The 25321-nt window shown below is 35.9% G+C and carries 21 protein-coding genes and 1 pseudogene; 16 read left to right on the plus strand and 6 right to left on the minus strand.

Annotated features, from left to right (window positions below):
- Nucleotides 1–36: 36 nt before the first annotated feature.
- Nucleotides 37–807: an IS21-like element helper ATPase IstB gene (gene istB / locus PY093_RS19080; protein WP_275647388.1), complete on the minus strand. Its 771-nt coding sequence runs from the start codon at nucleotides 805–807 to the stop codon at nucleotides 37–39.
- On the minus strand, nucleotides 804–2372 hold the full coding sequence (gene istA / locus PY093_RS19085; protein WP_275647389.1) for an IS21 family transposase: 1569 nt from the start codon (nucleotides 2370–2372) through the stop codon (nucleotides 804–806). The genes istB and istA overlap by 4 nt, the downstream gene beginning before the upstream one ends.
- A gap of 357 nt (nucleotides 2373–2729) precedes the next feature.
- Between istA and PY093_RS19090 the strand changes: the two genes are divergently transcribed.
- The 7 genes from PY093_RS19090 (at nucleotide 2730) to PY093_RS19120 (ending at nucleotide 6518) form a co-directional block, all read left to right on the plus strand.
- Complete coding sequence (locus PY093_RS19090) at nucleotides 2730–2870, plus strand: FbpB family small basic protein (protein ID WP_275647390.1); 141 nt, start codon at nucleotides 2730–2732, stop codon at nucleotides 2868–2870.
- A gap of 9 nt (nucleotides 2871–2879) precedes the next feature.
- Entirely contained in the window at nucleotides 2880–3143 is a 264-nt protein-coding gene (locus tag PY093_RS19095; RefSeq protein ID WP_275647391.1) for a hypothetical protein, read from the plus strand.
- 58 nt (nucleotides 3144–3201) lie between these two features.
- Nucleotides 3202–4041: a tyrosine-type recombinase/integrase gene (locus PY093_RS19100; RefSeq protein WP_275647392.1), complete on the plus strand. Its 840-nt coding sequence runs from the start codon at nucleotides 3202–3204 to the stop codon at nucleotides 4039–4041.
- Between the two features lie 15 nt (nucleotides 4042–4056).
- Nucleotides 4057–4356 (plus strand): hypothetical protein, encoded by a 300-nt coding sequence (locus PY093_RS19105; protein ID WP_275647393.1) that lies wholly within the window; start codon nucleotides 4057–4059, stop codon nucleotides 4354–4356.
- Between the two features lie 19 nt (nucleotides 4357–4375).
- On the plus strand, nucleotides 4376–4792 hold the full coding sequence (locus PY093_RS19110) for a hypothetical protein (protein WP_275647394.1): 417 nt from the start codon (nucleotides 4376–4378) through the stop codon (nucleotides 4790–4792).
- Nucleotides 4793–4845: 53 nt separating this feature from the next.
- Nucleotides 4846–5856: a DNA topoisomerase gene (locus PY093_RS19115; RefSeq protein WP_275647395.1), complete on the plus strand. Its 1011-nt coding sequence runs from the start codon at nucleotides 4846–4848 to the stop codon at nucleotides 5854–5856.
- A 419-nt stretch (nucleotides 5857–6275) separates the two neighbouring features.
- Entirely contained in the window at nucleotides 6276–6518 is a 243-nt protein-coding gene (locus tag PY093_RS19120) for a hypothetical protein (RefSeq protein WP_275647396.1), read from the plus strand.
- 439 nt (nucleotides 6519–6957) lie between these two features.
- Here PY093_RS19120 and PY093_RS19125 read toward each other — a convergent pair whose 3' ends face one another.
- On the minus strand, nucleotides 6958–7287 hold the full coding sequence (locus PY093_RS19125; protein ID WP_275647397.1) for a four-helix bundle copper-binding protein: 330 nt from the start codon (nucleotides 7285–7287) through the stop codon (nucleotides 6958–6960).
- A gap of 580 nt (nucleotides 7288–7867) precedes the next feature.
- Nucleotides 7868–8473 carry a recombinase family protein gene (locus PY093_RS19130; RefSeq protein WP_275647398.1) on the minus strand — a complete coding sequence of 202 codons (606 nt, stop codon included), beginning with the start codon at nucleotides 8471–8473 and terminating at the stop codon, nucleotides 7868–7870.
- 248 nt (nucleotides 8474–8721) lie between these two features.
- Between PY093_RS19130 and PY093_RS19135 the strand changes: the two genes are divergently transcribed.
- The 8 genes from PY093_RS19135 (at nucleotide 8722) to PY093_RS19170 (ending at nucleotide 21326) form a co-directional block, all read left to right on the plus strand.
- Nucleotides 8722–11796 (plus strand): Tn3 family transposase, encoded by a 3075-nt coding sequence (locus PY093_RS19135; RefSeq protein ID WP_275647399.1) that lies wholly within the window; start codon nucleotides 8722–8724, stop codon nucleotides 11794–11796.
- A gap of 471 nt (nucleotides 11797–12267) precedes the next feature.
- Nucleotides 12268–13044 (plus strand): SDR family oxidoreductase, encoded by a 777-nt coding sequence (locus PY093_RS19140; RefSeq protein WP_481769327.1) that lies wholly within the window; start codon nucleotides 12268–12270, stop codon nucleotides 13042–13044.
- 610 nt (nucleotides 13045–13654) lie between these two features.
- A complete protein-coding gene (cypC, locus tag PY093_RS19145) occupies nucleotides 13655–14914 on the plus strand; it encodes a CYP152 family fatty-acid peroxygenase CypC (RefSeq protein WP_275647401.1) in 1260 nt (419 codons plus the stop codon).
- Nucleotides 14915–15309: 395 nt separating this feature from the next.
- On the plus strand, nucleotides 15310–15675 hold the full coding sequence (locus PY093_RS19150) for an ArsR/SmtB family transcription factor (RefSeq protein WP_275647402.1): 366 nt from the start codon (nucleotides 15310–15312) through the stop codon (nucleotides 15673–15675).
- Nucleotides 15668–18067 carry a heavy metal translocating P-type ATPase gene (locus tag PY093_RS19155; RefSeq protein WP_275647403.1) on the plus strand — a complete coding sequence of 800 codons (2400 nt, stop codon included), beginning with the start codon at nucleotides 15668–15670 and terminating at the stop codon, nucleotides 18065–18067. Before PY093_RS19150 ends, PY093_RS19155 begins: the two co-directional genes overlap by 8 nt.
- A 220-nt stretch (nucleotides 18068–18287) precedes the next feature.
- Nucleotides 18288–19706 (plus strand): dihydrolipoyl dehydrogenase, encoded by a 1419-nt coding sequence (gene lpdA, locus PY093_RS19160; protein ID WP_275647404.1) that lies wholly within the window; start codon nucleotides 18288–18290, stop codon nucleotides 19704–19706.
- 73 nt (nucleotides 19707–19779) lie between these two features.
- Nucleotides 19780–20535 carry a ZIP family metal transporter gene (locus PY093_RS19165; RefSeq protein ID WP_275647405.1) on the plus strand — a complete coding sequence of 252 codons (756 nt, stop codon included), beginning with the start codon at nucleotides 19780–19782 and terminating at the stop codon, nucleotides 20533–20535.
- Between the two features lie 134 nt (nucleotides 20536–20669).
- Nucleotides 20670–21326 carry a CadD family cadmium resistance transporter gene (locus tag PY093_RS19170; RefSeq protein ID WP_481769326.1) on the plus strand — a complete coding sequence of 219 codons (657 nt, stop codon included), beginning with the start codon at nucleotides 20670–20672 and terminating at the stop codon, nucleotides 21324–21326.
- Nucleotides 21327–21705: 379 nt separating this feature from the next.
- Here the strand turns inward: PY093_RS19170 and lspA are convergent, their stop codons facing one another.
- Nucleotides 21706–22161 carry a signal peptidase II gene (gene lspA, locus PY093_RS19175; protein ID WP_345774250.1) on the minus strand — a complete coding sequence of 152 codons (456 nt, stop codon included), beginning with the start codon at nucleotides 22159–22161 and terminating at the stop codon, nucleotides 21706–21708.
- A 514-nt stretch (nucleotides 22162–22675) separates the two neighbouring features.
- On the opposite strand from lspA, the pseudogene PY093_RS19180 reads away from it, so the two are divergent.
- Nucleotides 22676–22931 (plus strand): annotated as a pseudogene (locus tag PY093_RS19180) (IS4 family transposase); the annotation flags it as partial.
- 733 nt (nucleotides 22932–23664) lie between these two features.
- Here the strand turns inward: PY093_RS19180 and merA are convergent.
- Nucleotides 23665–25308, minus strand: a complete 1644-nt coding sequence (gene merA, locus PY093_RS19185; RefSeq protein WP_275647407.1) for a mercury(II) reductase — start codon at nucleotides 25306–25308, stop codon at nucleotides 23665–23667.
- Nucleotides 25309–25321 lie beyond the last annotated feature (13 nt).

The raw sequence follows: 25321 nt of genomic DNA on the forward strand, positions 1-25321 counted from the left end.
TGTAACCGTCAAGTGAAAATGAACACTTTTTGCTAATTAATTTTGAACACTTTCGTTCCCAAAAATGGAAGAACGATGTTTCATTCGGTAACTTTTTTCCTCTCTAAAATGAATCACTTCTGCCCGATGGATGAGTCTATCTAAAATGGCTGTTGTAATGCCAGGATCACCTAATAATTCTCCCCATTCTTGAGGCCCTTTGTTCGATGTTATAATGACAGAAGATTTGTCATATAGGTCATTAATCAAATGAAAAAACAGATTGGCTTCACGAGTATCCATTGCCATATACATCAAATCATCAATAATGATTAAATGGGAGTCTCTGATACGTTTCATCCTTGTCTGTGACTTTCTTGTAAATTCCTCTGTTTTTAATGTGTGAATGAGTTCACCCATAGATATAAATGACACCTTGTATCCTTGATGAATAGCTTCTATTCCTAGTGCCGTTGACAGGAGCGTCTTGCCCACCCCTGTTGGTCCTAAAAGGATAAGGTTGTATAATTGATCTAGCCATGCGAACTCCTTTAATTGGTTGATTTGCTTCTTGCTTAGTGATTGCTGCTCATTCAGATTGAATGCCTCAAGTGTTTTATAAAAAGGGAACCCAGCCCATTTTAGTCTCTTTTCAATTTGTTTCTCATCACGACGCTTTTGTTCGTAAGCCGTCAAGTGGTCAATAAACATTCGGTACGTCCAATCCTCTGTTTCCGCTTTCGAAATCAGCTGGGGGAGGTAGGTGGCGCTTTCTGCCCACCTTAAGGAACGTAAACGGTGTTGCAGCTGTTCAATGGAATGATTCATTTGTATACACCCTCTTCCAGTAAAGCTATATATTCATTTATATCTCGAGTCTGTGGTTTTGTATTAATTACAGATTGATCGGTTGCATAGATTGGTTTCAACTGTTCACCCGTTCGATCCTCTGGTTTGCTGTTTACTTGGCGTTGGCGTTTGACATGTTGGATGATATCGCTAAATTCAGTCGCACTATACAGCCCCCTGTTGACACATTCCTTTAAAGCATCACTCGCAAACTCTGGCTCAGATTGAAGCACCTTTGAGATGAGTTGAAGTTGATCACGAATATACCGCGGGTAATTACGATGGACTTGAGTTAGAAATTCAGTCGCGAGCTCCACATCCTCAAATTTCTCGGAAACACTAGTTATGAAAACAGCTATGCCTTTTGTGCGATCCCGTGTGTGCTGGCGATCTTGAATCAGTTTACCTTTCTCGTGACTAATCTTATGGTAGGCAATTACAGGCCCTTCCTTTTCTTCTCGAACAAGTAAATGGTTCTTATCTGTCACTTCGATATAAACTTCTTTATCTTTCTTATGGGTTCCGAGAGGAACAGAATACCGATTTGATAGGTAGAGAATAGTATTGTCCTTCCTAACGGTTCTTGTTATACTTGAATCAATACTTGAAATAGTAATTTTTGTAGTGACCGGTCTTAAGTGTTGTTTTTCAAGGTTAAACACTTCGACTGGTCTCTTTTTTGTTGTATTGTGAACTTTACCATTTCCTGTTCTTTCAAGCCATGCGATGCCCTGTTCATTCCACTGATCGATATTGTGAAAGGCACGATTCTTAGCGAAGTTTTTCTTTATAAAACCAACCACGTTCTCAATTCGCCCCTTGCTTTCAGGATCCGCCTTGCGGCAAACATGAAGGACTAATTTCCTTTCTTCACGATAAGCTTGAAATTCACCAGTAAGAATTAGGTCTCCAGCATTCTCGCTGACTACCATAAGAGAGTCTTGATCATAAACAATTTCGTGAGGAATACCCCCAAAAAACTGAAAGGCATTTTCATGCGTTCGAATCACATCTTTCGTAGTGAAAGGCCTGTCCAACCACTCGGCATATTTATACCGGGAGTGCGAAAGTACAAAACTAATGAAATATAATTTGACCTCTTTTCCATCTGATGTCTTTTGTATAGTTTGGCCAAAGTCTACCTGAGCTTGTTTCCCCATCGGAGGGTCTGGAACGGCTTCGTAGACACGTTTTGTTTCTGTTTTAGGAAGCGAATATTTCTCCCGTAATTCTTTAACATAACCACGTACTGTGCTCTCAGCCACCTCTATACCCTTATATTTTTCGAATAACCAGTCATGAACTTGAGATGCAGAGAGATCAGGATGTTCACTTAGCCATGTTTGAATAACCATCTCATATGGATCAAGCTTTTTTGCTCTTGTTTTTGTTGATGCCATCCATGAACTCATTTCATCCGGCGATTTTTCTAAATATTTGTAAACGGTTGTTCTTGAAATCCCTAGCTTTTTAGCGATCCTCCTTATCTTAAACCCTTGTTGTTTTAATTGATAAATCTCCATATACACTTTCCACTTTTCCACCTTTCAGTTCCCTCCACTTGTGATGATAATTCTGATAATCTATCACATTATACAATGTTTGGAGAAAAATTTTTAATAGTATAGGGGGAGGTCGCCGCATTGAAAGTGGTGCCGCCCCTCCCCGGGGCGGCACCACTTTCAATGCCAAAACCCCAAGTACAGTTGGTAAAAAAGTGTTCATTATTATCTATCAAAAACTGTCTACTTTAGTTTAGCAGTTACAAGGGACCAATGGTCCTTTTTTTATTGGGGTAAATTGTCACATTTCGTTGTTTAACGGCAGATAATTTGGTATAATATTCATATAATGGCAGATAATTCTTGCTGTTTATTTACGAACAGAAAGGAGGAATTACATTGAGAAAAATTCTAAAAAAATCTTTTCAGGAAATGATTAATCTGAACAGAGAAGAAATGTTAAAAGATAGTCAAGAGTTGGAGAAAATTGAAAATAAAATTGAAGAGAGATTGTTAGCTCGAACAATTATAAAAAAATGAGGTGGAATGATGGAATCAAATTGTCCTAAATGTAAAGTAGGAGTTTTAGAACCTCTTTGGATATTAAGTCCTGAACATGGTTTTGTAGATTCAGAGAGTTATAGACTTCGAGAGGAAGAACATAAAGAAGGAATAGTAACCTATGTATGTAGTAAAGATGAATGTGGTTTTACAGAATTAAGGGCAACTCCTGGTACATTATCCTCGGCTAAAAGAAAAATGCGACAGCTTAATCATAAAGATAAAGCTTTAACAGGAAGTTACCCAACATAAGATTATCATAAAATTAATGAATATAGAAAGATGAAATTGTAGGATTGGGGTATTTGGAATGAATGACTTCGCAGATTGGTTACAAAATGAGGGGAAGCAGCCTAATACTGTTAAAAGATATAAAATTGTAGCAAACGAATTTACCAATTGGATAGAGAAGAAAAATAAAATACCATTTAATCCTACTATAATTACGACTAAAGAAGTTTTAGAATGGGTTGCTTTCCTTAGTAAAAACAATAAGGAGTCAACTATAAAAAATAAAGTTATATGTATAAGATCCTATTTGAAATACCTAAATGAAGTAGAGGGAAGAGAACTTAGAATTGATGAAATATACTTCACTTCAGATACAAAAGTAAACACTCTTCATTTTCTAAATGAAAAAGATAAATCTTTATTGCTCAAATTTATTAATGATAAATCCTCTTTCCAAAAAAACCATTGGCTTTTTTATAGAAATAAAGCAATTATCACGATTATGTTGTATGGAGGATTAAGAGCAAGTGAGGTTATAAACTTAAGAGTTTCAGATATTAATAAAGGATCTATAAGAGTAAGAGAAAACTACGGAATAAAAGAGAGAAGTGTATCTGTAAATCAAGAAATGAAACAACATATAACTGAATGGATAACTGAACGAGCTAAAAGAAATAGTCTTACCGATAGACTTTTTACTTCAAAAAAGAATGTACCCTTAACCTACTCAGGTATAAGACATTTATTTGATGCCATTTCCAAACAGATTGGAATAGAGTGTTTAACTTCACAGACTCTAAGACATACATTTTGTAAGGTGTTAATAGAATTGGGTTATTCCATAGAAGAAGTAGCAAAACTTGCAGGACATTCAGATTTATCAATAACGAGGCGATATGAAGAAGAACTAAAAAACTAGATGTAAGGGGAGGGAGTGCTAATTAATCAGGAATTAATTGTTAAAAAGAAGAAGGGAAAACTGATTGAGCAAATTCTAAACCATCAAGTTTCAGGAGAAGCCTATATTAAACCACCATCTAGACAGTGGAAAGAAATTACTCTTCGGAATTTCAATAAGGTTCATAGAGGGGAATTATCTATTGAACAACTATATACATTACTTCTTAATAATAAGGTGGAGTTTTATCAGGATTTTAGTTTAGTCCAATATCCTCTAAAGGAAATGCTAGTGTACATCGGAAAGGTGAGTAATAAAGAAATAGAATTTAACTAGGCAGAAGGGATGAACGTAATTGTCTTTACGAGAAATACTTAATTCTAACAATAACGGTAAGTCAACTTACTATGACATAGTTAAAGAAATAGATCAGTTAACATTAGATTTAGCTATAATGATTGATTTGACAAAAGAACATTCACATGAACGGACTGTAGGTGAAGTTTTAAAATCAATAACTTATAAGATTCAGCAGAAAGAAGCTGAATTCAATTGTTTGATTAATAGTAAGATAGATAGAAAATTAAAACATTCTGTTCAACAGAAAATGTTAGAAAATGATCTAACCTATAAAAAGCTAGGTAACATTTTTGGGATATCAGGAAAAGAAATTAAAAGCGCAATAGATGGTTCAAGCCCAGATGCTTTGATAATTTTCTCTGAGATATGTAAGTATCTTGGTCTAAAGGAAGATGTGTCTAGTTGTATTTAAAATCACATTAAAGAGGAATTTTAGAAATTCCTCTTTTTAAATGGAGGTTAGTTATGGGAAAGTCTCTAATAATAGCCGAAAAACCTAATGTTGCAAAGCAATTATTACAATCTCCAAGGTTTAGAGGAGTTAAATTCCATAAAGGTACTATGCCCTATTATGGTTTTTTTGAAAATGAAAATTATATATTAACATGGGGAAGAGGGCATGTTTTCGAAGTACTTACACCAGGAGAGCATAATGAGGAATTAAAAGTTTTCAGGATTGATAACCTACCCATAATTTTACCTGTTAAGTATAAAGCTATTAAGGATTCAAAAGAACAAGTTGATATTATTATGAAGTTAATAAACAGGAATGATGTAAATAAAATAATTAATGCTTGTGATAACGATAAAGAAGGTGAACTAATTTTTCGTGAGATCTATGAAGAATCTAAAACAAATAAACCTATGTATAGAATCTGGTTATCGAACTATGAAATTGGTGAAGTAGAAGCAGCTTTTAACAGATTATTAGAGGGGAAAGACTTTGACAGCTTGGCTAATTCTGCAAGAGCAAGGCAATATTTAGACCATTTATTAGGTGATACGGTAACTAGAGCAAGTACAGTAAAATTAGCTCAAAATAAATTTTTACTTTCAGGTGGACGTGTGCAGCTATGTTTATTAAATGAGATCCGGAAACGTGAATTAGAAGTAGATAATTTCATCCCAAAAACATTTTATAACCTGTACACTGATACAGGCTTTTTAGCAGAGTTTATACATGAGGAAGAATACATAACTAATCCTACATTTATAAAAGAACTGGCTGGAAAGTTAAAAGGGGAAAAATTAGAGGTTAAAGAGTTTATCGAAAAAGAATCTAAAAGAAATCCATATAACTTATTTAATGCTACAGACTTTTTAAAAGCATGTATTCATAAATTATCTTTGAAAGCTCCACAAGCTAAAAAAATCCTACAAAAACTGTATGAAGAGGGTTTTGTGAGTTATCCAAGGTCATTATCTAAAAAATATTACATGGACATAACTGAATGCTATACGAAAGTAACGAACTAAGGTAAGAAAAAGGGTGGGCATAATTCCCTGCTGGGCATAATGGAGTATTGTGCAAAGTCTGTTATGAAGGCAAGCAAGTTAGAAATCCTTGAATATGAAGGGTTTTATAGTACGGGGTCCAGCTGACAAAACGCGGATTTTATACGTTATCAAGACCTAATTCATAAAAAGTCATATAAAATAGAGGTTGATATATATTAGTCATGACTAATATATATCAACCTCTTAGGGGTACGGAAACGATTCGAAGAATGAGGGGTCACTGTGAAAAACATAACCATAAATCAAAAAATAGATGTTAAATGACCATAAATTGTAACAAGTTGAACCCCTTTAGCGCTCAAGTGGGGTGAGATAACTAGAAATGTATAGAGTATTTATTATAATTAGATTATTAATTTAGATAGGCATGCTCAAACTTGACACCAAGTAAATATATATACTATGTATGGTTATCTTATGGAGGTGTATTATGCATAAATGTCATTGCTGCCAAGGAGCAGGATGTTGTCGTTATTGTGGTGGTGCTGGTATGTGCTGTTGTTGTAGTGGGAGAGGATGTCATCATTGTCAGGGAAGTGGATGTTGCCCGTGTTGTCACGGTGGCAAAAGATGTGGTTGTTGTGGTGGATCAGGTGTTCAACCAATGTAAAGCTTACTAATTCTATTAAGACGGGAGATTATTATCTAAGCTCTCGTTTTTTATGTTTGTAGTGTTAGAAGTTATAAAAATGTTTTTTATCAAGGTTTATATATCAATAGGGTAGCAATTTATTGATTTTAAAGACTTTAAAGTTTCTCAAATACACTTATCAAAATTGATTAAATGGTATTTACTCCTATAGTTGCCCCTAAAACCCAGAATCGTTCCGTCCCCCTAATAGCAAAACGAGGAAAGTATACTAAGCAAATTTTCATAAAAAGTAGTAATTAGCACTGTAAAACTTTTCTCTTGTATTTTTATTTTCTTTATTTGGGAGTTGGCACGTAGTATAGAATATATCTATTTTTAAACGCAATGGAATTCGTCATAACTAACGCATGATAAATGGAGCTGACTCTTTTGGTTAGCTCCATTTAACCATATTTTTATTTTAGATATTAGCTAGCCATTTTACGACACATATCTGCGCATTTGAAACAAGCTTCTGCACATTCTTGACAATGAGCATGATCATGTTTTTTACACTCGTTCCCACAAGTTTCACAAATCTCAGCACATAGTTGACAAATTTGTTGAGCAAATGGACTATTTCGAGACATTGCTTCAGCAGCAAAAGCACACATATCGGCACATTCACGGTCTAGTCGAATGCAATCTGCCATATGGTGGCTATCTCCTTCTTTTAGACAAGCGTCATAACAATGATTACATATCTTCATACAAGCTAAACATTCATCGATACAGGCTTGAAATTGTTCGTGTGACATTACTATCCCTCCTTTTTTTATCCAATTATATTTTAACCTTGTCCTTTGTTTTTAAACCATAATTTTGGCACTTTCTTATTGAGAATGATTTTTGGTGCTGTTATTAGCAGTATTTGAAGTACGAACAATTGGTACAAACAAAGTACCGAAAATGAACGTTAAGGGAGTTCAACTTTTAATGCTTTCATAATTTACTAATAAGACAAATGAAAAAATGATCTCCTGTTGAGGAGATCTGTTAAAAGGTCCTATCAAATAAAGTATACATAAATACTGAACAAGGTTTTTCATTTGCAGAATAGAAATAGCTCTCACAAAACTAAAAGAGACTGGTAGAGATTTGATAAAAGAGCAATTAGAAGTTCTTCTCGTTAAGAAGGTTATAAAATGTATCCAAATTGAACATATATAGGACAAATCCAAGTTTTTTTTGAGAGTAAATAGGGAAAAGTTACAAAGAATAAAATCATCACTAATAAAAAAGGGGTGTTTTTGCATATCCCCCCGAAAAGGTTTATTAAGAAAAAAGCAACCTTTATTTTAAAAAAGGTTGCTACAAGTATTTACTCAGTACAGACTGTTAAAGACTCGCTTCGTATTCTTTTACTCTTCGATAAAACGTATTCCGTTTCATTCCGACACGCTGCATGGCTTCTACAGCCGTTATCTTCTGTTGTTTCCATTCTTGATAGATAGACGGAAATGTGTCAGTCATCTCAATTTTCCTTCTACCGAACTTTACTCCATTACGAATCGCGACTTCTACTCCTTCTTTTTGCCGTGTCCTAATTCTATTTCGTTCATCTTCTGCCATGTAGCTCAATAATTGCAGGATTAAATCTGAAATTAATGTTTCAATGCCGTTCAAATTTTTATATCTTGTTGTATTAAGAAGGGGCATATCCAACACAACAATTTCAATTTCCTTTACTTGTATCAGTTCTTGCCATTCCTCTAGGATCATTTGTTTATTTCGTCCCAATCTATCCAATGACTGAATATATAAAATATCTCCATTTCTGAGCATACGTTTCATTAGTTGATATTCTGGTCTCTTGAAGTCTTTTCCACTTGCCTTTTCTATAAAGACATACTCTTCGGGAATTCCCATTTCTTTTGCAACTACAACCTGTCTTTCTACAGATTGATCTTTGCTGCTAACCCTTACATAAAAAAATTTCCTCATGTATTCTATCCCCTATTCATTTTCGAACTCAATTTAGATTCCTTTATTTTACAAATTCAACTTTAATAGAATAGATTTATTATATTTTAATTTCAAAATATCTACAATATGATTGGGATATTTCAAAACTAATTATGTTATAATTATGAAATGCAAAAGTAGTGGGAATACCCCCATTTCAAAAAGTGTACTTTTTGAAATGGATTAATAGGATCCAAAAATAACCTTTGTCATAGGAAAGGGCAAACATGGATATTGTCAAAAACAGAACTGGGCCAAAACGGTTGAGAATTCTTAGGGAAGATGAATTAAAAGGTATTTATGGAAGACCGCAATTTACATATGAGGATCGTTGTCACTATTTTTCGCTTTCTCAACCAGAGAAAGAATTGACAGATACATTTCGTTCTGTCAAATCCAAGGCCTTCTTTATCTTGCAGCTTGGCTATTTTAAAGTAAAACACCAATTTTTCACGTTTGAGCTTCATGAAGTAGAGGAGGATCTTCGGTATATTCTAAATGAGCATTTTAACAATAGTGAAATGGTCGATCTAAATGTAGTTGGTAAGAATACTAAACTCAAACAGCAGCACTTGATTCGGGAACTTCTCAACTATCGCAGTTGTGATGCCGAAGAAAAAGGGCAATTGGAGAAAAAGGCTTGTAAGGCAGCTACTTTTAGTGGTAAACCAATCTTTATCTTTCGTGAAATCATGAATTATTTATCAGAGCAGCGCATCGTTATTCCCGGTTATAGTTTTATGCAAGAAACGGTAGGGAGAGCCATAACCCACGAACAAAACCGATTAATTGCCCTGATGCAAAATCACTTAAAACAGACTGATATCGATTCCTTGAAGCAACTACTTGAAGATTCTGATGGTCTCTATGAAATTACACAGCTAAAACATGAACCAAAGGACTTTAGTGCTGGCGAAATAAAGCGAGAGATGGAGCGAGGGAAACAAATACAGTCTTTATATCGGTTGGCGCAAAAATTGTTACCTGGGTTAGGAGTTTCTAATGAAAGCATCAAATACTATGCTTCATTAGTGGATTATTACTCTGTTTACAGGCTTAAGCAACTGAATGAATGGATCGGTTACCTGTATTTATTATGTTTTATCCACTATCGCTTTCAACGGATGCATGACAATCTTATTAATACTTTTATTTACAACGTCAGACGTTATAAAGATGAAGCTAAACTGGCAGCTAAAGAACAAGTATACGAGTGTTATACAGAAAGTAACCAAAATATGAAAAAGGCTGGCCAAGTGCTTAAACTATTCACAGACGACAGCATTCCTCCACACACACCTTTTCAGGATATACAGGATAAGGTGTTTGCTATTTTAGATCGTAATAACCTGGAGGTTCTTGCTGATCAGATTGTTACAAATACAAAATTTGATGAAACGGCCTTCCAATGGGAACACATTGATAAATTAGCTCATCGGTTTAAACGGCATTTGCGGCCTATATTTCTTATGGTTGATTTCGTAGCTCCCTCCATTCACGATCCATTGATGGAGGCCATCCACTTTATGAAAAGTGCTTTTATGAAAAATAAACCGTTAGGTCAATACTCTTCCGATACTTTACCAAGTCAATTTATACCGGAAGGCATAAAGCGTTATATGTATAAACAAGATTCATCCAAACAAAAAACGCTATTGGTGGATCGCTATGAATTTTTAGTCTACCAATTCTTACGGAACAGTTTGGAAGCAGGGGATATTTTTTGTCGTGATAGTGTCCGATTTCGAAGTTTTGAGGATGATCTGGTTGATGATCTTCAATGGCAACAGAAAGAAAAACTGATAGCTGATGTCGGTCTTCCTATCCTTCATCAACCGATCCAACATCATTTGGCAGAGCTTGAGCAAAGACTGGAAACCAAGATTAAAGAGATTAATGAACGGATTGCATCAGGAGAAAACCAGTATATCCAAGTCAAAAAGCGTGGTTCACATAGCCGCTGGGCACTCCCGTACCCTCGTGACAATGATTCTACCAATCACCCTTTTTTCGATGCATTGAAGTCAATGGAAATCGGAAATGTTTTACATTATGTGAATCAGCATTGCCAGTTCCTTGAATCGTTTGAGCACGTCCTAGATCGGTATGCGAAACAGACCAGAGATAATCAAGTTCTGATTGCTTGCCTAATTGCTTGGGGAACGAACATGGGACTAGGCAGGATGGGGGAAATCTCCGACATCAGCTATTCTACTCTGACTACCACATCAGATAACTTTATTCGTTTAGAAACTCTAAAAGAGGCAAATGATCGTGTTAGCAATGCTATAGCCAAGTTACCGATCTTTCGACATTATGATATTGGTGAGGTCATCCACTCCAGTAGTGACGGGCAAAAGTTTGAAACGGGGATCCATACGATTAATTCCCGTTATTCCTCTAAATATTTTGGACTGAAAAAAGGGATTGTTTCCTATACTATGGTGGCTAACCATATTCCGGTTAACGCTCGAATCATTGGAGCTAATGAGCATGAAAGTCACTACGTGTTCGATACTCTGTATAATAACTCTACTGATATTCAGCCTGATGTGCATTCTACGGATACACACGGGACCAACGAAGTGAACTTTGCCATTCTCCATTTTTTTGGTTATCAGTTTGCACCTCGTTACAAGGATATCTACGATACAGTCCGAACATCGTTATATGGGTTTAAACATCCAAGTCAATATGGGGATATATTGATCAAGCCCGTCCGAAAGATCAACATCAATCTGATTATGGAAGAATGGGAAAACATTCAGCATATCATTTTGTCACTTGGCCTGAAAACAACCACACAAAGCATTATAGTGGGAAAGCTCAGTGCTTATGCCCGTAAAAACAAAACGAAACGTGCCTTGTGGGAGTACGATAATATTATTAAAAGCCTGTATTTTCTTGAATATATTGACTCCTTATCGCTTCGCAGAAATGTGCAGCGAGCATTGAATCGAGGCGAAAGTTATCATAAATTGCGCAGGGCAGTTTCCTATGCTAACTTTGGTAAACTGCGTTTTAAAACCGAACAGGACCAACAACTATGGGGAGAGTGTAGCCGACTGCTTACGAATTGTATTATTTACTACAATGCCTGCATTTTGTCTAATACGCTAACCTACGGGGAAAGAATGGGACAAGATTCGGATATATTGAAACGGATTTCTCCAGTTGCATGGCAGCATATCAATCTTTATGGTCGCTACGAATTTAATAAAAAACAAGAAACAATCGACATGAGCGAAATTATTCAGGATTTGATCCAATCAAAGGTTATACCTGGCGTGGATTTGAAATAAATCTGCTTGTATTGAAAAGCTGAAACTGATTTTAATGAATTAGGAACTGTTAAGTGATAATAGAATTATTCCATTAAAGGGCCAGATTCTTTAGTAACGCTAATGGATATTGTGAAGAAGTACACTTAAACTAAAGGGCAGGTTACTTGAGTAAGAACAAAATCAAATTATACTTAAATTTAAATATTGTTGAATTTACCCTTTATTGTTAAAATAAACATAGTGGAGATATATTGAAAGGGGATAAAGATTCTAATGTGGATGAACTTGTAATGATTAGAAATTGGATAGATTAATTTTCACTCTCGTTAATGAGGGTTATTTGACTATCTATAATCATACAAGGACTGCATTGTTTGGCTTCAAAAACCTTTTTAAAAAGATGGATGTCTTTTGTGAATCTGCCTTTTTAGTGGGACAATTATATCTCCTGTTGACCTTATTTATGCGTCCTTCATTTGGAGGAATATTATAATGAACCAATTAAAAGATAAAATTGCAATTATTACGGGTGTAAGCCGTCTGAAAGGGATTGGAGCAGCTATTTGTAAGGAGTTAGCTGAAACGGGTTATCATATCTTTTTTACTTATTGGACGGAATATGATAAAAAAATGCCTTGGAGTATTGAATTAGATGAGCCATTAAAATTAAAAGAAGAATTAATAAAAAAAGGTGTGAAAGTATCATGTATGGAGTTGAATTTAACTCAACATGATGCACCTGAACAACTTATAAATACAGTGATTGAACAACTTGGCTTTCCTGATATCTTGGTTAATAACGCAGCATACTCAACTAACAACGATTTTTCTAATTTGACTGCCGAAGTATTAGATAAACATTACATCGTAAATGTTCGTGCAACGACACTATTGAGTGGTAAATTTGCTCAAAGGTTTGATAAGAAATCTGGAGGAAGAATAGTTAATATTACTTCAGGTCAGTTTCAAGGACCAATGCCTGGTGAATTAGCATATGCAACAACAAAGGGAGCTGTTGATGCTCTAACTATTACATTGTCGGCTGAACTAGCCCCGTTAGGTATAACAGTCAATGCAATAAATCCAGGTCCAACTGATACAGGTTGGATGACAGAGGAAATAAAAACTCAATTAAAACCGATGTTTCCTTTCGGTAGAATAGGTGAACCGAAAGATGTTGCAAAAACCATTAAATTTCTAGTGAGTGATGAAGCAGATTGGATTACAGGTCAGATTATTCACTCAGAAGGTGGATTTAAAAGATAAACTATACAAAGAGGCTCTTATCCTGGAGCCTTTTTGTTGTATTAAATATCAGCATAGATATGGGTTTGTGAACTATTGTACTTAAAGTAACGGGTAGCATTACTTCAATAACAGTATTTCACAATCTGGCCCTTATCTACAGTATCAGCGAAAAAAGATTGATAGAATGCAGCTTTTATCATTGTGTACATGTAGCCATAGATAAGCGTTTAAGGACTTGACTTGGAGCCTCTGTGGGTACGATTTGTCTTGAAAGGCTGAATCCGTTGTTTCATCTGGCAACCAAGCCTATCATACCCACCTCTCCAAATAAAGTCCTATCTTTGTGTACGTTGAATACTATAAATAATTACTGTAGATAATGCTTCCACTAAGTTAGAAATTGGCTATTTTTGTATCTTAAAATACGTTGAATACGCCGAAAAAACATACTGTAGATAAGGGCGCGATTGTGAAAGAAAATCAATGAACAAAATTTTAAAGATAGTAGATCTATCCCTCAATCGAGTATTACGAAATCCCTCCTGAATCTTTTACATCTCAGGAGGGATTTTTCATAATAAACCTTTTCGGGGGGATATACAAAAATACCCAAAAGGAGATGAATGATATGTCGGATACAAATCAAATGCCTCGGGAAGAAGGAATAGATCATAGCTTGAGCCTTATGAGAGAAGGATATATGTACATTTTGAACAGACGTCATAGTTTTAATTCTAATGTTTTTGAGACCCGATTGCTTGGAAAGAAAGCTATCTGCATGGTAGGAAAGGAAGCTGCGGAAGTTTTTTATGATACAGAGAAATTCAAAAGGAAGGATGCGGCACCGAACCGGGCGGTTCAAACATTGTTCGGGAAGAATGGTGTTCAGGCGTTGGATGGACAAGAGCACAAACATCGGAAGGAAATGTTTATGTCCATCATGTCTCCTGAGGGACTTCAAAGCCTAACAGACATTACAAAAAAACAGTGGCAGACAGCACTAAATAAATGGGAACAGATGGACAAAGTTATTCTTTATGAAGAAGTAAAGGAAGTCATGTGCAGAACAGCATGCCAGTGGGCAGGTGTCCCGTTGGAAGAAGACGATGTTAAGGAAATGACAAAAGACTTAGCAGCGATGTTCGAGTCTCCGGCTGCAATTGGTCCAAACCATTGGCTAGGGAGAAATGCTCGGAATCACGTAGAAAAGTGGATTAGTGAGTTGGTTGATAAGGTACGTAATGGGAAAGTGAATCCTCCAGAAGATACGGCTTTACATAGATTTGCATGGCACCGTGATCTGGAAGGGAATCTATTGGATACCGACACGGCTTCTGTAGAAGTAATTAATATCCTGAGGCCGATTGTGGCGATTGCTATATTCATCAATTTCATTGCGCTGGCTGTACACCATTATCCAGAAGAAAAGGAGAAACTTAAATCAGGCAATGAAAAGTATGCTCAGATGTTTGTACAGGAAGTTCGCCGTTTTTATCCATTTTTTCCGTTTGTCGTAGCGCTGGTAAAAAAAGATTTCAACTGGAAAGGTTATAAATTTGAAGAAGGCACGTTAACTTTGCTAGATCTTTATGGCACAAATCATGACCCTGAAATTTGGAAAAACCCTGATGTGTTTAGTCCTGATCGGTTTGCCAAATGGGAAGGAAGTCCTTTTAGCTTTATTCCGCAGGGTGGTGGTGATTACTTTATGGGTCATCGCTGTGCTGGAGAGTGGGTCACCATTGAAGTCATGAAAGTAAGTCTTGATTATCTGGCCAACCGAATGGAATATGAAGTTCCTGACCAGGATTTAAGTTACAGCATGGTGAGTATACCAAGTATTCCCCATAGCAAAGTAGTGCTAAAGAATGTTAAACGAAAGTTATAATTACAGATAATTAGTTTATTAAGTTCGCCTTTAGACGAACAAGCTAAATGAAAAAAACTGATTCCTTAATCATCGGAAATCGGTTTTATAAGTAGATCCCCAATATTAATGAAGAGTTGAAAAAGCAAGGCCCGGTTTTCTCTAACAAAGAGAGAAATCGGGCTTTTTATGGTGAAAAACTTTGAATGTTTTTAAACTGCATCCTGACGATATTCCCTCTAGTGTATCCAACATAAAAAGGAAATTAAATTCAGTTATAAGAATAATTAATTACTGCAAACTAAAGAAAAATTGCTTTTTATGTAAATTACATTCAAACATATACTTGACTATTTGTCTTTTGTTAACTTATAATGATAATCAAACATACATTTGATTGATAAGAGGTGAAAAATTTGCAAGATGATGCATGTGAAGTTACGTGTATAGATGAAGAAAAAGTCAAAAGAGGTAAAAAAGAACTACTCCAACAAAATCCTTTGGAAGTAGCCAAAGTTTTTAAAGCTTTATCGGATGATACTAGGATTAAGATTGCGTATGCTCTCTCTTTAGAAGATGAATTGTGTGTATGTGATGTAGCGAATATTGTTGGTGCTACAACTGCCACAACATCCCATCATTTGAGGTTACTTAAAAATCTTGGGTTAGCTAAATATCGAAAAGAAGGTAAGTTAGTCTACTATTCATTAGATGATGATCACGTAAAGAAACTAATACAGGTTGCATTTGCACACCACAAGGAGGTTGTTAAAATTGTCTGAAGCAAAAGCATTAGAGACTGAAAAAAATGTGTACCGTGTTCAGGGGTTTACATGCGCAAACTGTGCAGGAAAGTTTGAAAAAAATGTTAAAAGACTTCCAGGAGTTCAGGATGCAAAAGTAAATTTTGGTGCATCTAAGATATCCGTTTACGGTGATACAACGATTGAAGAACTAGAAAAAGCCGGCGCATTCGAGAATCTTAAAGTGTCCCCTGAAAAACCAAGGCGGGAAGTTAAACAAGAGGTTAAAGAGGACAAAAGGGTATACCGTGTTGAAGGATTTACATGCGCAAACTGTGCAGGGAAATTTGAGAATAATGTAAAACAACTTTCTGGAGTTGAGGATGCAAAAGTAAATTTTGGCGCATCTAAGATATCTGTTTACGGTGATACAACGATTGAAGAACTAGAAAAAGCCGGTGCATTCGAGAATCTTAAAGTGACTCCTGAAAAATCTGCTCGTCAAGCTTCACAAGAGGTAAAAGAAGAAACGAAAGAAGAAAAAGTTCCTTTCTATAAAAAACATAGTACTTTACTCTATTCAGCCTTGTTTCTTGTCTTTGGTTACCTTTCCGCAAATGTAAATGGGGATGAGAACATTGTAACTGCATTATTATTTGTAGCATCCATGTTAATTGGAGGATTATCACTTTTTAAAGTAGGTTTGCAAAACTTATTACGCTTTGAATTTGACATGAAAACCCTTATGACAATAGCTGTTATAGGTGGTGCCATTATTGGAGAATGGGCAGAAGTTGCTATTGTTGTTATTCTCTTTGCCATTAGTGAAGCACTTGAGCGATTCTCTATGGATAGAGCAAGACAATCAATTCGTTCATTAATGGATATCGCTCCTAAAGAGGCACTCGTTAGACGGAATGGACAAGAAATAATGATTCATGTCGATGATATTGCTGTTGGCGATATCATGATTGTAAAACCTGGCCAAAAGATTGCGATGGATGGTGTAGTCGTAAGTGGCTACTCTGCCGTCAATCAAGCAGCTATTACAGGCGAATCAGTCCCTGTTGAGAAAAAGGTTGATGATGAAGTATTTGCAGGTACTTTAAATGAAGAAGGATTACTTGAAGTAAAAATAACGAAACTTGTAGAAGATACAACCATTTCTAAAATTATTCATCTTGTTGAGGAAGCACAAGGAGAACGCGCTCCTTCGCAAGCATTTGTCGATAAATTCGCGAAATATTACACGCCAATCATTATGATCATTGCAGCATTAGTGGCTATAGTCCCTCCTTTATTCTTTGATGGCAGTTGGGAAACATGGGTTTATCAAGGATTAGCTGTTCTTGTTGTTGGTTGTCCATGTGCGTTGGTCATATCGACTCCAATTTCTATTGTTTCAGCGATTGGGAATGCTGCGAAAAAAGGAGTTCTTGTAAAAGGCGGAGTGTATTTAGAAGAAATGGGTGCCTTAAAGGCCATAGCATTCGATAAAACAGGTACCTTAACAAAAGGTGTTCCAGTTGTAACTGATTTTAATGTGTTGAATAATCAAATGAATGAAAAAGAATTATTGGCGACCATTACTGCATTAGAGTATCGTTCCCAGCATCCTCTTGCTTCAGCCATTATGAAAAGGGCAGAAGAAAGTAACATTTCTTATTCTGATGTTGTCGTAGATGACTTTTCTTCCATTACAGGTAAAGGAATTAAGGGGACTATAGACGGAACGACTTATTATATTGGAAGTCCAAAACTCTTTAAAGAATTATCAACCTCTAATTTTGATCATAACTTAGAGCAAAATGTTGCTACCCTTCAAAATCAAGGGAAAACAGCGATGATCATTGGAACGGAAAAAGAAATAATGGGTGTTATTGCGGTAGCAGATGAAGTGCGTGAATCAAGTAAGGAAATCATTCAAAAGCTACATCAACTTGGAATCAAAAAAACCATCATGCTTACGGGTGATAACAAAGGTACTGCGAATGCAATCGGTCAGCATGTCGGAGTATCAGATATTCAAGCTGAACTGATGCCTCAGGACAAATTAGACTATATTAAACAATTAAGATCCGAGTACGGAAACGTAGCCATGGTTGGAGATGGTGTCAATGATGCTCCTGCGTTAGCAGCTTCTACAGTTGGAATCGCAATGGGTGGAGCTGGTACAGATGCAGCCTTAGAAACAGCAGACGTCGCTCTAATGGGAGACGATTTAAGAAAACTTCCGTTCACTATAAAACTTAGCCGAAAAGCTCTAAATATAATCAAAGCTAATATTACATTTGCAATTGCTATTAAACTTATTGCCTTACTATTGGTTATCCCAGGTTGGTTAACGCTCTGGATTGCCATCCTTTCAGATATGGGTGCAACCCTTCTGGTAGCATTAAATAGTTTGCGACTTATGAAAGTGAAAGAATAAAGGGAAAAGGGCTTTCCAGACAGATTGGAAAGCCCTTTTCTTAAATAATTACATTATAGTATAAATTATCCAGTCTAATTAAAAATGAAAAGATAGGGTATAAGTAAAACATCAGATTGTAATTACATATAGGTCTCCATATTTGAACAAAAACAATTTGATTCATAATTAAAAATAACTCTTTTCATTCAACTTGAAATCATCGAAGGAGGAAATCAAAATGACTATTGAAGTAAAAAAGGATCTAGATTTGTTAGTTATAGGCGCAGGATCAGGAGGTTATGTGGCAGCTATACGTGCTGCTCAGTTAGGGAAAAAAGTGGTGTTGGTGGATAAAGCAGAGTTAGGAGGGGTTTGCCTTAACCGTGGATGTATACCTTCCAAGGCTCTTATCAGCGCTTCTGAACGAGTAAAACACATAAAATATGCCAACTTAATGGGAATAAAGGTTTCTGGTGAAGTTGAAGTAGATATGCCAGAAGTAGTGAAGTGGAAGGACGGTATAGTGAATAAACTAACGAATGGGGTTCGGACTTTGCTGAAAGGCAATGGAGTGGAAGTTATTAGTGGGGAAGCTTATCTTACTGATTCCAATACTGTAAAAATCAAAATCGAAAATGAAGAACAATTCTATTCCTACAAAGACTTAATCCTTGCGATAGGCTCCTTACCTACTGAGTTAAAAAGTATGCCATTTGATAAAAAAAGAATCATCTCTTCGACTGAGGCATTGATGCTTCAAGAAGTACCAAAACATTTAGTTGTAGTAGGTGGTGGTTATATTGGTTTAGAATTGGGGACTGCTTATGCCAAATTCGGGGCTAAAGTGACCATCCTTGAGGGATCAGATACAATTCTTCCAGGTACGGACTCTATGCTTACAAATGTAGTAAAACGTCATTTAAAGGAACTTGGAATCACAGTTATAACGAATGCTTTAGTCCAAGGCGGAGAAAATACAGGCGATGAAGTAAATGTTCATGTTCAGGTAAATGGAAAGGAAGAGATCATTAAAGGGGATTATTGCTTAGTTTCCATTGGAAGAAAACCGAACACAAGGAAAATTGGATTGGAAAATATCGGAGTTGAATTAGACCAACGCGGTTTTATTAAGATAAATGATAAATGTCAAACAAACGTTGAACATGTCTATGCGATTGGGGACTGTGCTGGTGGTTATCTTCTTGCTCATAAAGCGAGTTACGAAGGTAAGATTGCTGCAGAGGTGATAAGTGGGTTAAAGAGTGTGATTGATTTTCAGGCAATGCCTTTTGTTATTTTCAGCGATCCAGAAGTAGCCTATACAGGCTTAACGGAGAAGGAAGCAAAGAAAGAAGGATATGAAACGGTTTCTAGTCGTTTTCCATTCCAAGCCAACGGCAGAGCTTTATCTGTTTCGGATGCCGATGGTTTTGTACAAGTTGTGACGGATAAGGAAACTAATCGGGTGTTAGGTGTACAAATGGTAGGACCAGAAGTATCATCTCTTATTGCTGAAGCAGTTTTTGCCATTGAGTCGGGGGCAACAGCAGAAGATCTCAGCCTTACAATTCATGCTCACCCCACATTACCTGAGCCATTGATGGAAGCAGCTGAAGGTATTATGGGACATGCCATACACATGCTGAATAAAAACTAATAATGTGAATGCAGGCGGTCCTGTACTTATGAAAAGTGCAGGTTGAATTTTTAACTTAATGGAGTGGGAATCAATGGACATATTGTTCTACGTCTTAACTGCGGCTTTCGCTAATGTCTTGGGTGGCCTTGTGATCTTTCTTAAAAAAAATTGGTCTAGAAGAGGCTTAAATGGCTTAATGGCTCTGAGCGCTGGACTGCTTTTCACAATTGCTATTATGGATTTAATACCAGAAGCATTAGAAATTCATGAATCCAGTGCCGTATATATTGTTATTGGATTTGGATTGATCTTTTTGTTCCAACAATTTCTTGCACCCCATTTTCATTTCGGAGAAGAGACTCATAAACATTCTCATTCTCAAAGCACGACCCTTGGTGCTTTGAGAATGAGAATGTTGGTTCACACGTTTTTTGATGGTGTTTCTATTGTAGCCAGTTTCAAAATAGATGAAAAAATAGGATTTGTTGTATTGATTGCTGTGTTACTACATAAAATCCCGGATGGTTTGACGATTTCTTCAATTGTATTTGCAAGCTTGAAGAGCAAGAAGAAGGCAATAGAAGCATCTTTCTTATTGGGTATATCGACGATATTGGGTGCGATTGCTACCTTGTCTTTAACACAATTTTTCCCGATAGATAGCAATATCCTTGCTATAGCTCTTTCCATTACATCAGGCATATTTCTATACATAGCTACGGTTGATTTGTTACCTGTTGTAAGTGCGACTGAAGATAGACCCATTATTCTCTTCTTTTTTGTAGGAATTTTATTGTATTTTGCTCTTCACTTAATATTGGACCAGTTATCTTTTCATGTACACTAATAAAGGCAATATGTTGTTCAATATTAAAAGTGAAAATGGTAATTTGTTTTAGATTTAATATATTGGGTAACCTATTAATAATATTCAAACGTATGTACTAATATTTTAATGAAATCATAGTGGAGTTGATAAAAGTGGCTTTAACCGTTATATCTGCAATTGGGGCATTCATAGTAACCAATATTGATGACATTTTTGTTTTAATGCTGCTGTTCTCTCAGGCACAGGCTAAAGCGAGTGACGGTAGAAAGGTTAACATGCACACAAAGAATAATCTAATCTACCCTAGAGATATAGTCATTGGACAATATTTAGGTTTTGCCTTGTTAGTTTTGATTAGTCTTTTAGGAACCTTTGGTGTGATGTTAATTCCAGAACAATGGGTTGGGTTGCTTGGTTTAATCCCGATCTATTTAGGAATTAAACTGTTTATTAAGGGTGAAGATGAAGATGAAGGTGCAATCCTTTCTAGTTTGAGCTCAGGAAGATTTAACAAACCATTTATGAGTGTAGCCTTCATCACATTTGCTAATGGTGGTGATAATATTGGGATCTATGTACCTTATTTTTCAACCTTAAATATAAGTGAATTGGTTATTACAGTTATTATCTTCCTTTTAATGGTCGCTATCTGGTGTTTCTTAGGTTATCGTTTAGCAGCTTTCAGACATGTATCTGAAATACTAGAGAAATATGGAAGATGTATTATCCCTATTGTATTTGTTGGATTAGGTATATATATCATGCTAGAGAACGAAACTTTTAGTGCCCTTTGGAATTTGTTGAATTAAGGTAATTCTTCAAACATAAAGTCCCTATTGAGATTCAAAGGGACTTTATGTTTTATTTAGAGTAATTGAGGTAATCAGAGCCATTTTTTATACTTGTAGGGGGTCCTGATGACAAAACGCGGATATTATACTTATACACTAAGATATTTTTCGGAATAAAAACCCTGATTTTTCTACGCTAAGAAGAAATATCAGGGTTTTTTATACCTAAAGTAAAGTAGGAATGAATAAATCTTTCACTATAAAACATACTAGCAATTTCAATGATTTCATCCAGGGAATATTTAATATACGGAAAAGGAGTTTTTAAACATTCTTTCATAAGTGAATCTCTTTCCTGGCATCAGGTAAGAGATTCACTTACCCAATATTCATCCTCTCAATTACTAGAATTTTGTGTTTTTGATTCTCTATATGTACTTATTAGCAATAAGATAGCCCCACTAACCAAGAAGATATCTGCTGTATTGAAAATTGGGTAATTTATAAATCGTATATCAAACATATCCGTTACTTCCCCGAATATTAATCGGTCTGCTGCATTACCAGCCGCACCTCCAATGAAAAGACCAAGGGCTAAACGGGTTAGTTTATCCGTAACCTTCCGGGAATAGATAATGATTGCAATAATTGCAATGAAAGCTATGCTGATTAGAAAGAGTTTTTGCCCCGAAAAAATTCCCCATGCAGCTCCTGTATTACGATGGGAGGTTAAATGGAAAAAGCCATTGATAATAGGAATGGTTTGGCCATATTCCATAAAGTTCCTGGTCATGTATTTTGCAAGTTGGTCAATGACTATTGTTATTGCAGAAATCCAGTACAAAATCGTCACCTCTATATTAAATTTTTAAAAAATCCCTGCATTAATAAATTTCTTTTATTAGAGTCTTATTAAATCCTGAAAGAATACAAAAAAACTCTTTAAGTTGTATGTAAAATTACACTATATAGTTTTAAGGTCGTCTCAGGAAAAGAGTGACCAGGGGGTAGAAAACGTATCACCTTCTATCATGATATAAATACCTTGTCAAAAAAATATCATCAATTTTTCTTATTATATATTATTAGGATTTTCTATTTAGAAGTTAGAGTGATTCATGTGTCCGTATCATGTTATATTCAATCATTCAAATGAATGTTTAAGTATAATCTGTATTTAGATTATAATAATTGATAGGAAATGTCAACGTTCAAAAGATTATTTGAATTAAAAGAAGGGAGACATATTGTATTAACAAAGAAGGAAATTTTTCTCTTATGGGAATATTGTTCGCGACCTCCTCTGACGATTGTAAAAATTTAACATTTTTTTGCTGAAGTAAGTTCCTTTTTCCATCTTAAACGTTATGAAAAGAGAACGCCTAGAGTGCCATTTATATGGACAACTCATCAGTATTCTCCCCTGTTCTTCTACCATGTTTCAAATGCGACAGCTTCTGCTTGAAAAGAAAAAGCAAGAGCTGAGTGAATACAAAGCGATTTATATGATTAAGGATTACTTTCCGTTACTGTTCCAAGCAATGGCATTTGGTACAGATGAACGTCTTTGATATTCTGGAGGTTGTGTATGAAAGGACGGTGAAGCACAGACAAGCTGCCTAGCAAAAAAATCGTATTTTAATAGGCTTCTTTGATATGCCTACTTTTCCATCACTCGCTAGTTTTGAAACAAGGATCATTTCGTACCTAGTCATTTACGTCGTTAGCTTGATGGGTATGGGGTAGCGCCAACATTTCGCGGTTATCTATACCTGAGAAGTAAAAAACCTTGATTTGATAAGGGGCTTTACGTTGAGGACATGTAAACAACGTACACGTCTTGACAACGAGCCTCGCAGCATCGAATTCTATAACCGTTAGTTGCCTTGAAGGCAACTAACACGCCTTAAGGCGTTATCAGGGAATAGAATGGCATTGTTCTTCCCTGTAACACATCATAGAATGTCAAGAATTATCCAGGCAAGGTTATTCGATGCCTTCTCAATGACCAAGACACCATTACATACTTTGATTACTATAAATACATTGTTTACTGAGTTAAGATATGAAGTATTTAAAGTAACTTTCCACTCAATTTTTCTTCTTAGAATACTTTAAATACTCCTGATTTTCATAGTACAGATAATTAACGAAAATATACGCTAAGCCAAAAAACACCATCAAAAGTGATTATTTTTTTACTCTAAGGGTTCCAGAGCAAAAAACACGAATACTATACGCTAAGACTTTTTAGAAGATGGGCTCATTTTACCTATTAATAGGTTATAAATCTGTACTTATAAGAAACTAAAAAAGGTCGAATTCCTATGATATAGAAATTTAACCTTAATCATTTTCATCCTGCACAACAAGATAATTTCGATACATCTTTATCAAAGGTTAAAGCAGCCAACTTTAACCCTTCTGCCATTGTTAAATAAGGTGCAAGGCTTTCTTTTAAATCTTCTACGGTTAATCCAAATTTAACAGCTAATGTCGCTGCATAAATAACATCCCCTGCATTTTCAGCCACAATATGAACGCCTAATACCTTTAAAGTTTGTGCATCTACCACTAATTTAAATACACCTGTTGTCTCCCGGTTAACAAGCGCTCTTGGGACAGCCTCTAAAGGCAAAACAGATGTTTTAACATCATAACCCTTTTCCTTTGCTTGACCTTCAGTTAAGCCAACTGTTGCAACTGAAGGAGTTGTAAAAGTAACGCTTGGAACTACTGAGAGATCCAATTTTTTGTTTAATCCACCAATCGCATTATCTACGGCAAGCCCACCTTCATAGGCTGCAACGTACACAAATTGTGGCCCTAGTGTCACATCTCCTGCTGCATAAATACGTTCATTACTTGTTTGAGCAAATTCATTGATCATAATTTCGTTTCGTTTTCCAACCTTAACCCCTGCTACACTTAAATTTAAGGTTTTGGTATTAGGTGTTCTTCCGGCTGCTACAAGCAACTGGTCGGATTCGATCACTTTTTTCTCTTCATCTACAGTAACGTGAACCTTTTTGACTTCTCCAACTTGTTCCACACCTTCAAAGGACGCTCCCTTAATAAGGGTAATACCTTGTTCGATTAAAGCTTTCTCAACTGCTTCTGAAATTTCCGGTTCATATTCTTTTAACAGTCGCTTACTTCTTTGCATTAATGTGACTTCTGAACCCAAATGATGAAACAGTTGGCCAAGTTCCATTCCTATATAACCTGAACCAATGACCGTCAAACTTTTAGGAAGCTTCTTTAATTCAAGTAGTGTGGTACTCGTTAAATATTCTACATCTTCAAGGCCAGGAATGGGTGGAAGAGATGGGGAAGCCCCCGTTGCGATCAAAAACCTTTTTGCAGAAAGCATTTGACCATTAACTTTAATCGTTTTTTCATCAATAAATGTCGCTTCGCCTTCAATTAAATCGAATCCATATTCATCAATGAGATCTATATATTTTTTATTTCGAAGGTCACTTACTAAGTCATTTTTTTGTTTAACCAAAGGTGCTAATTCAACTTTCCCGGCCGAAGTTTGTAATCCTATAAATGGGTTAACCTTGGCTAAGTGATGGATTTCACCAGCTCTAAGAAGGGTTTTGGATGGCACACATCCAATATTGACACATGTTCCTCCAACAGTTCCACGTTCAACCATCGCCACTTTAGCCCCATGTTCAATGGCTTTTATGGCAGCTGAGAAAGCTGCCCCACCAGAACCAATGATTAATAAATCATAATCGCCTTCATTTCTTAGTACCATTTTTTCCTGTGTAGGTATTTCTTCAAAGTTTTCCGGTTCATATTGGGCTCCACGAATGGCTTTCTTTACTTCTTCAATAGCTATATCTTCTGGTAGTTCGAATTGAACTTGTCCTAGACGGAAACTCGCATCACTATGTTTAATTCCTATGTTTTTTAGTGCTGTTTCAACATGCTCTTCACATCCTGAACATGTCATGCCATTCACTTTTAATTTGATTTTCTTTGTCATTATTAGGAACTCC

Source organism: Cytobacillus sp. S13-E01 (assembly GCF_029193815.1).
Lineage (GTDB): Bacteria > Bacillota > Bacilli > Bacillales > Bacillaceae_L > Bacillus_BV.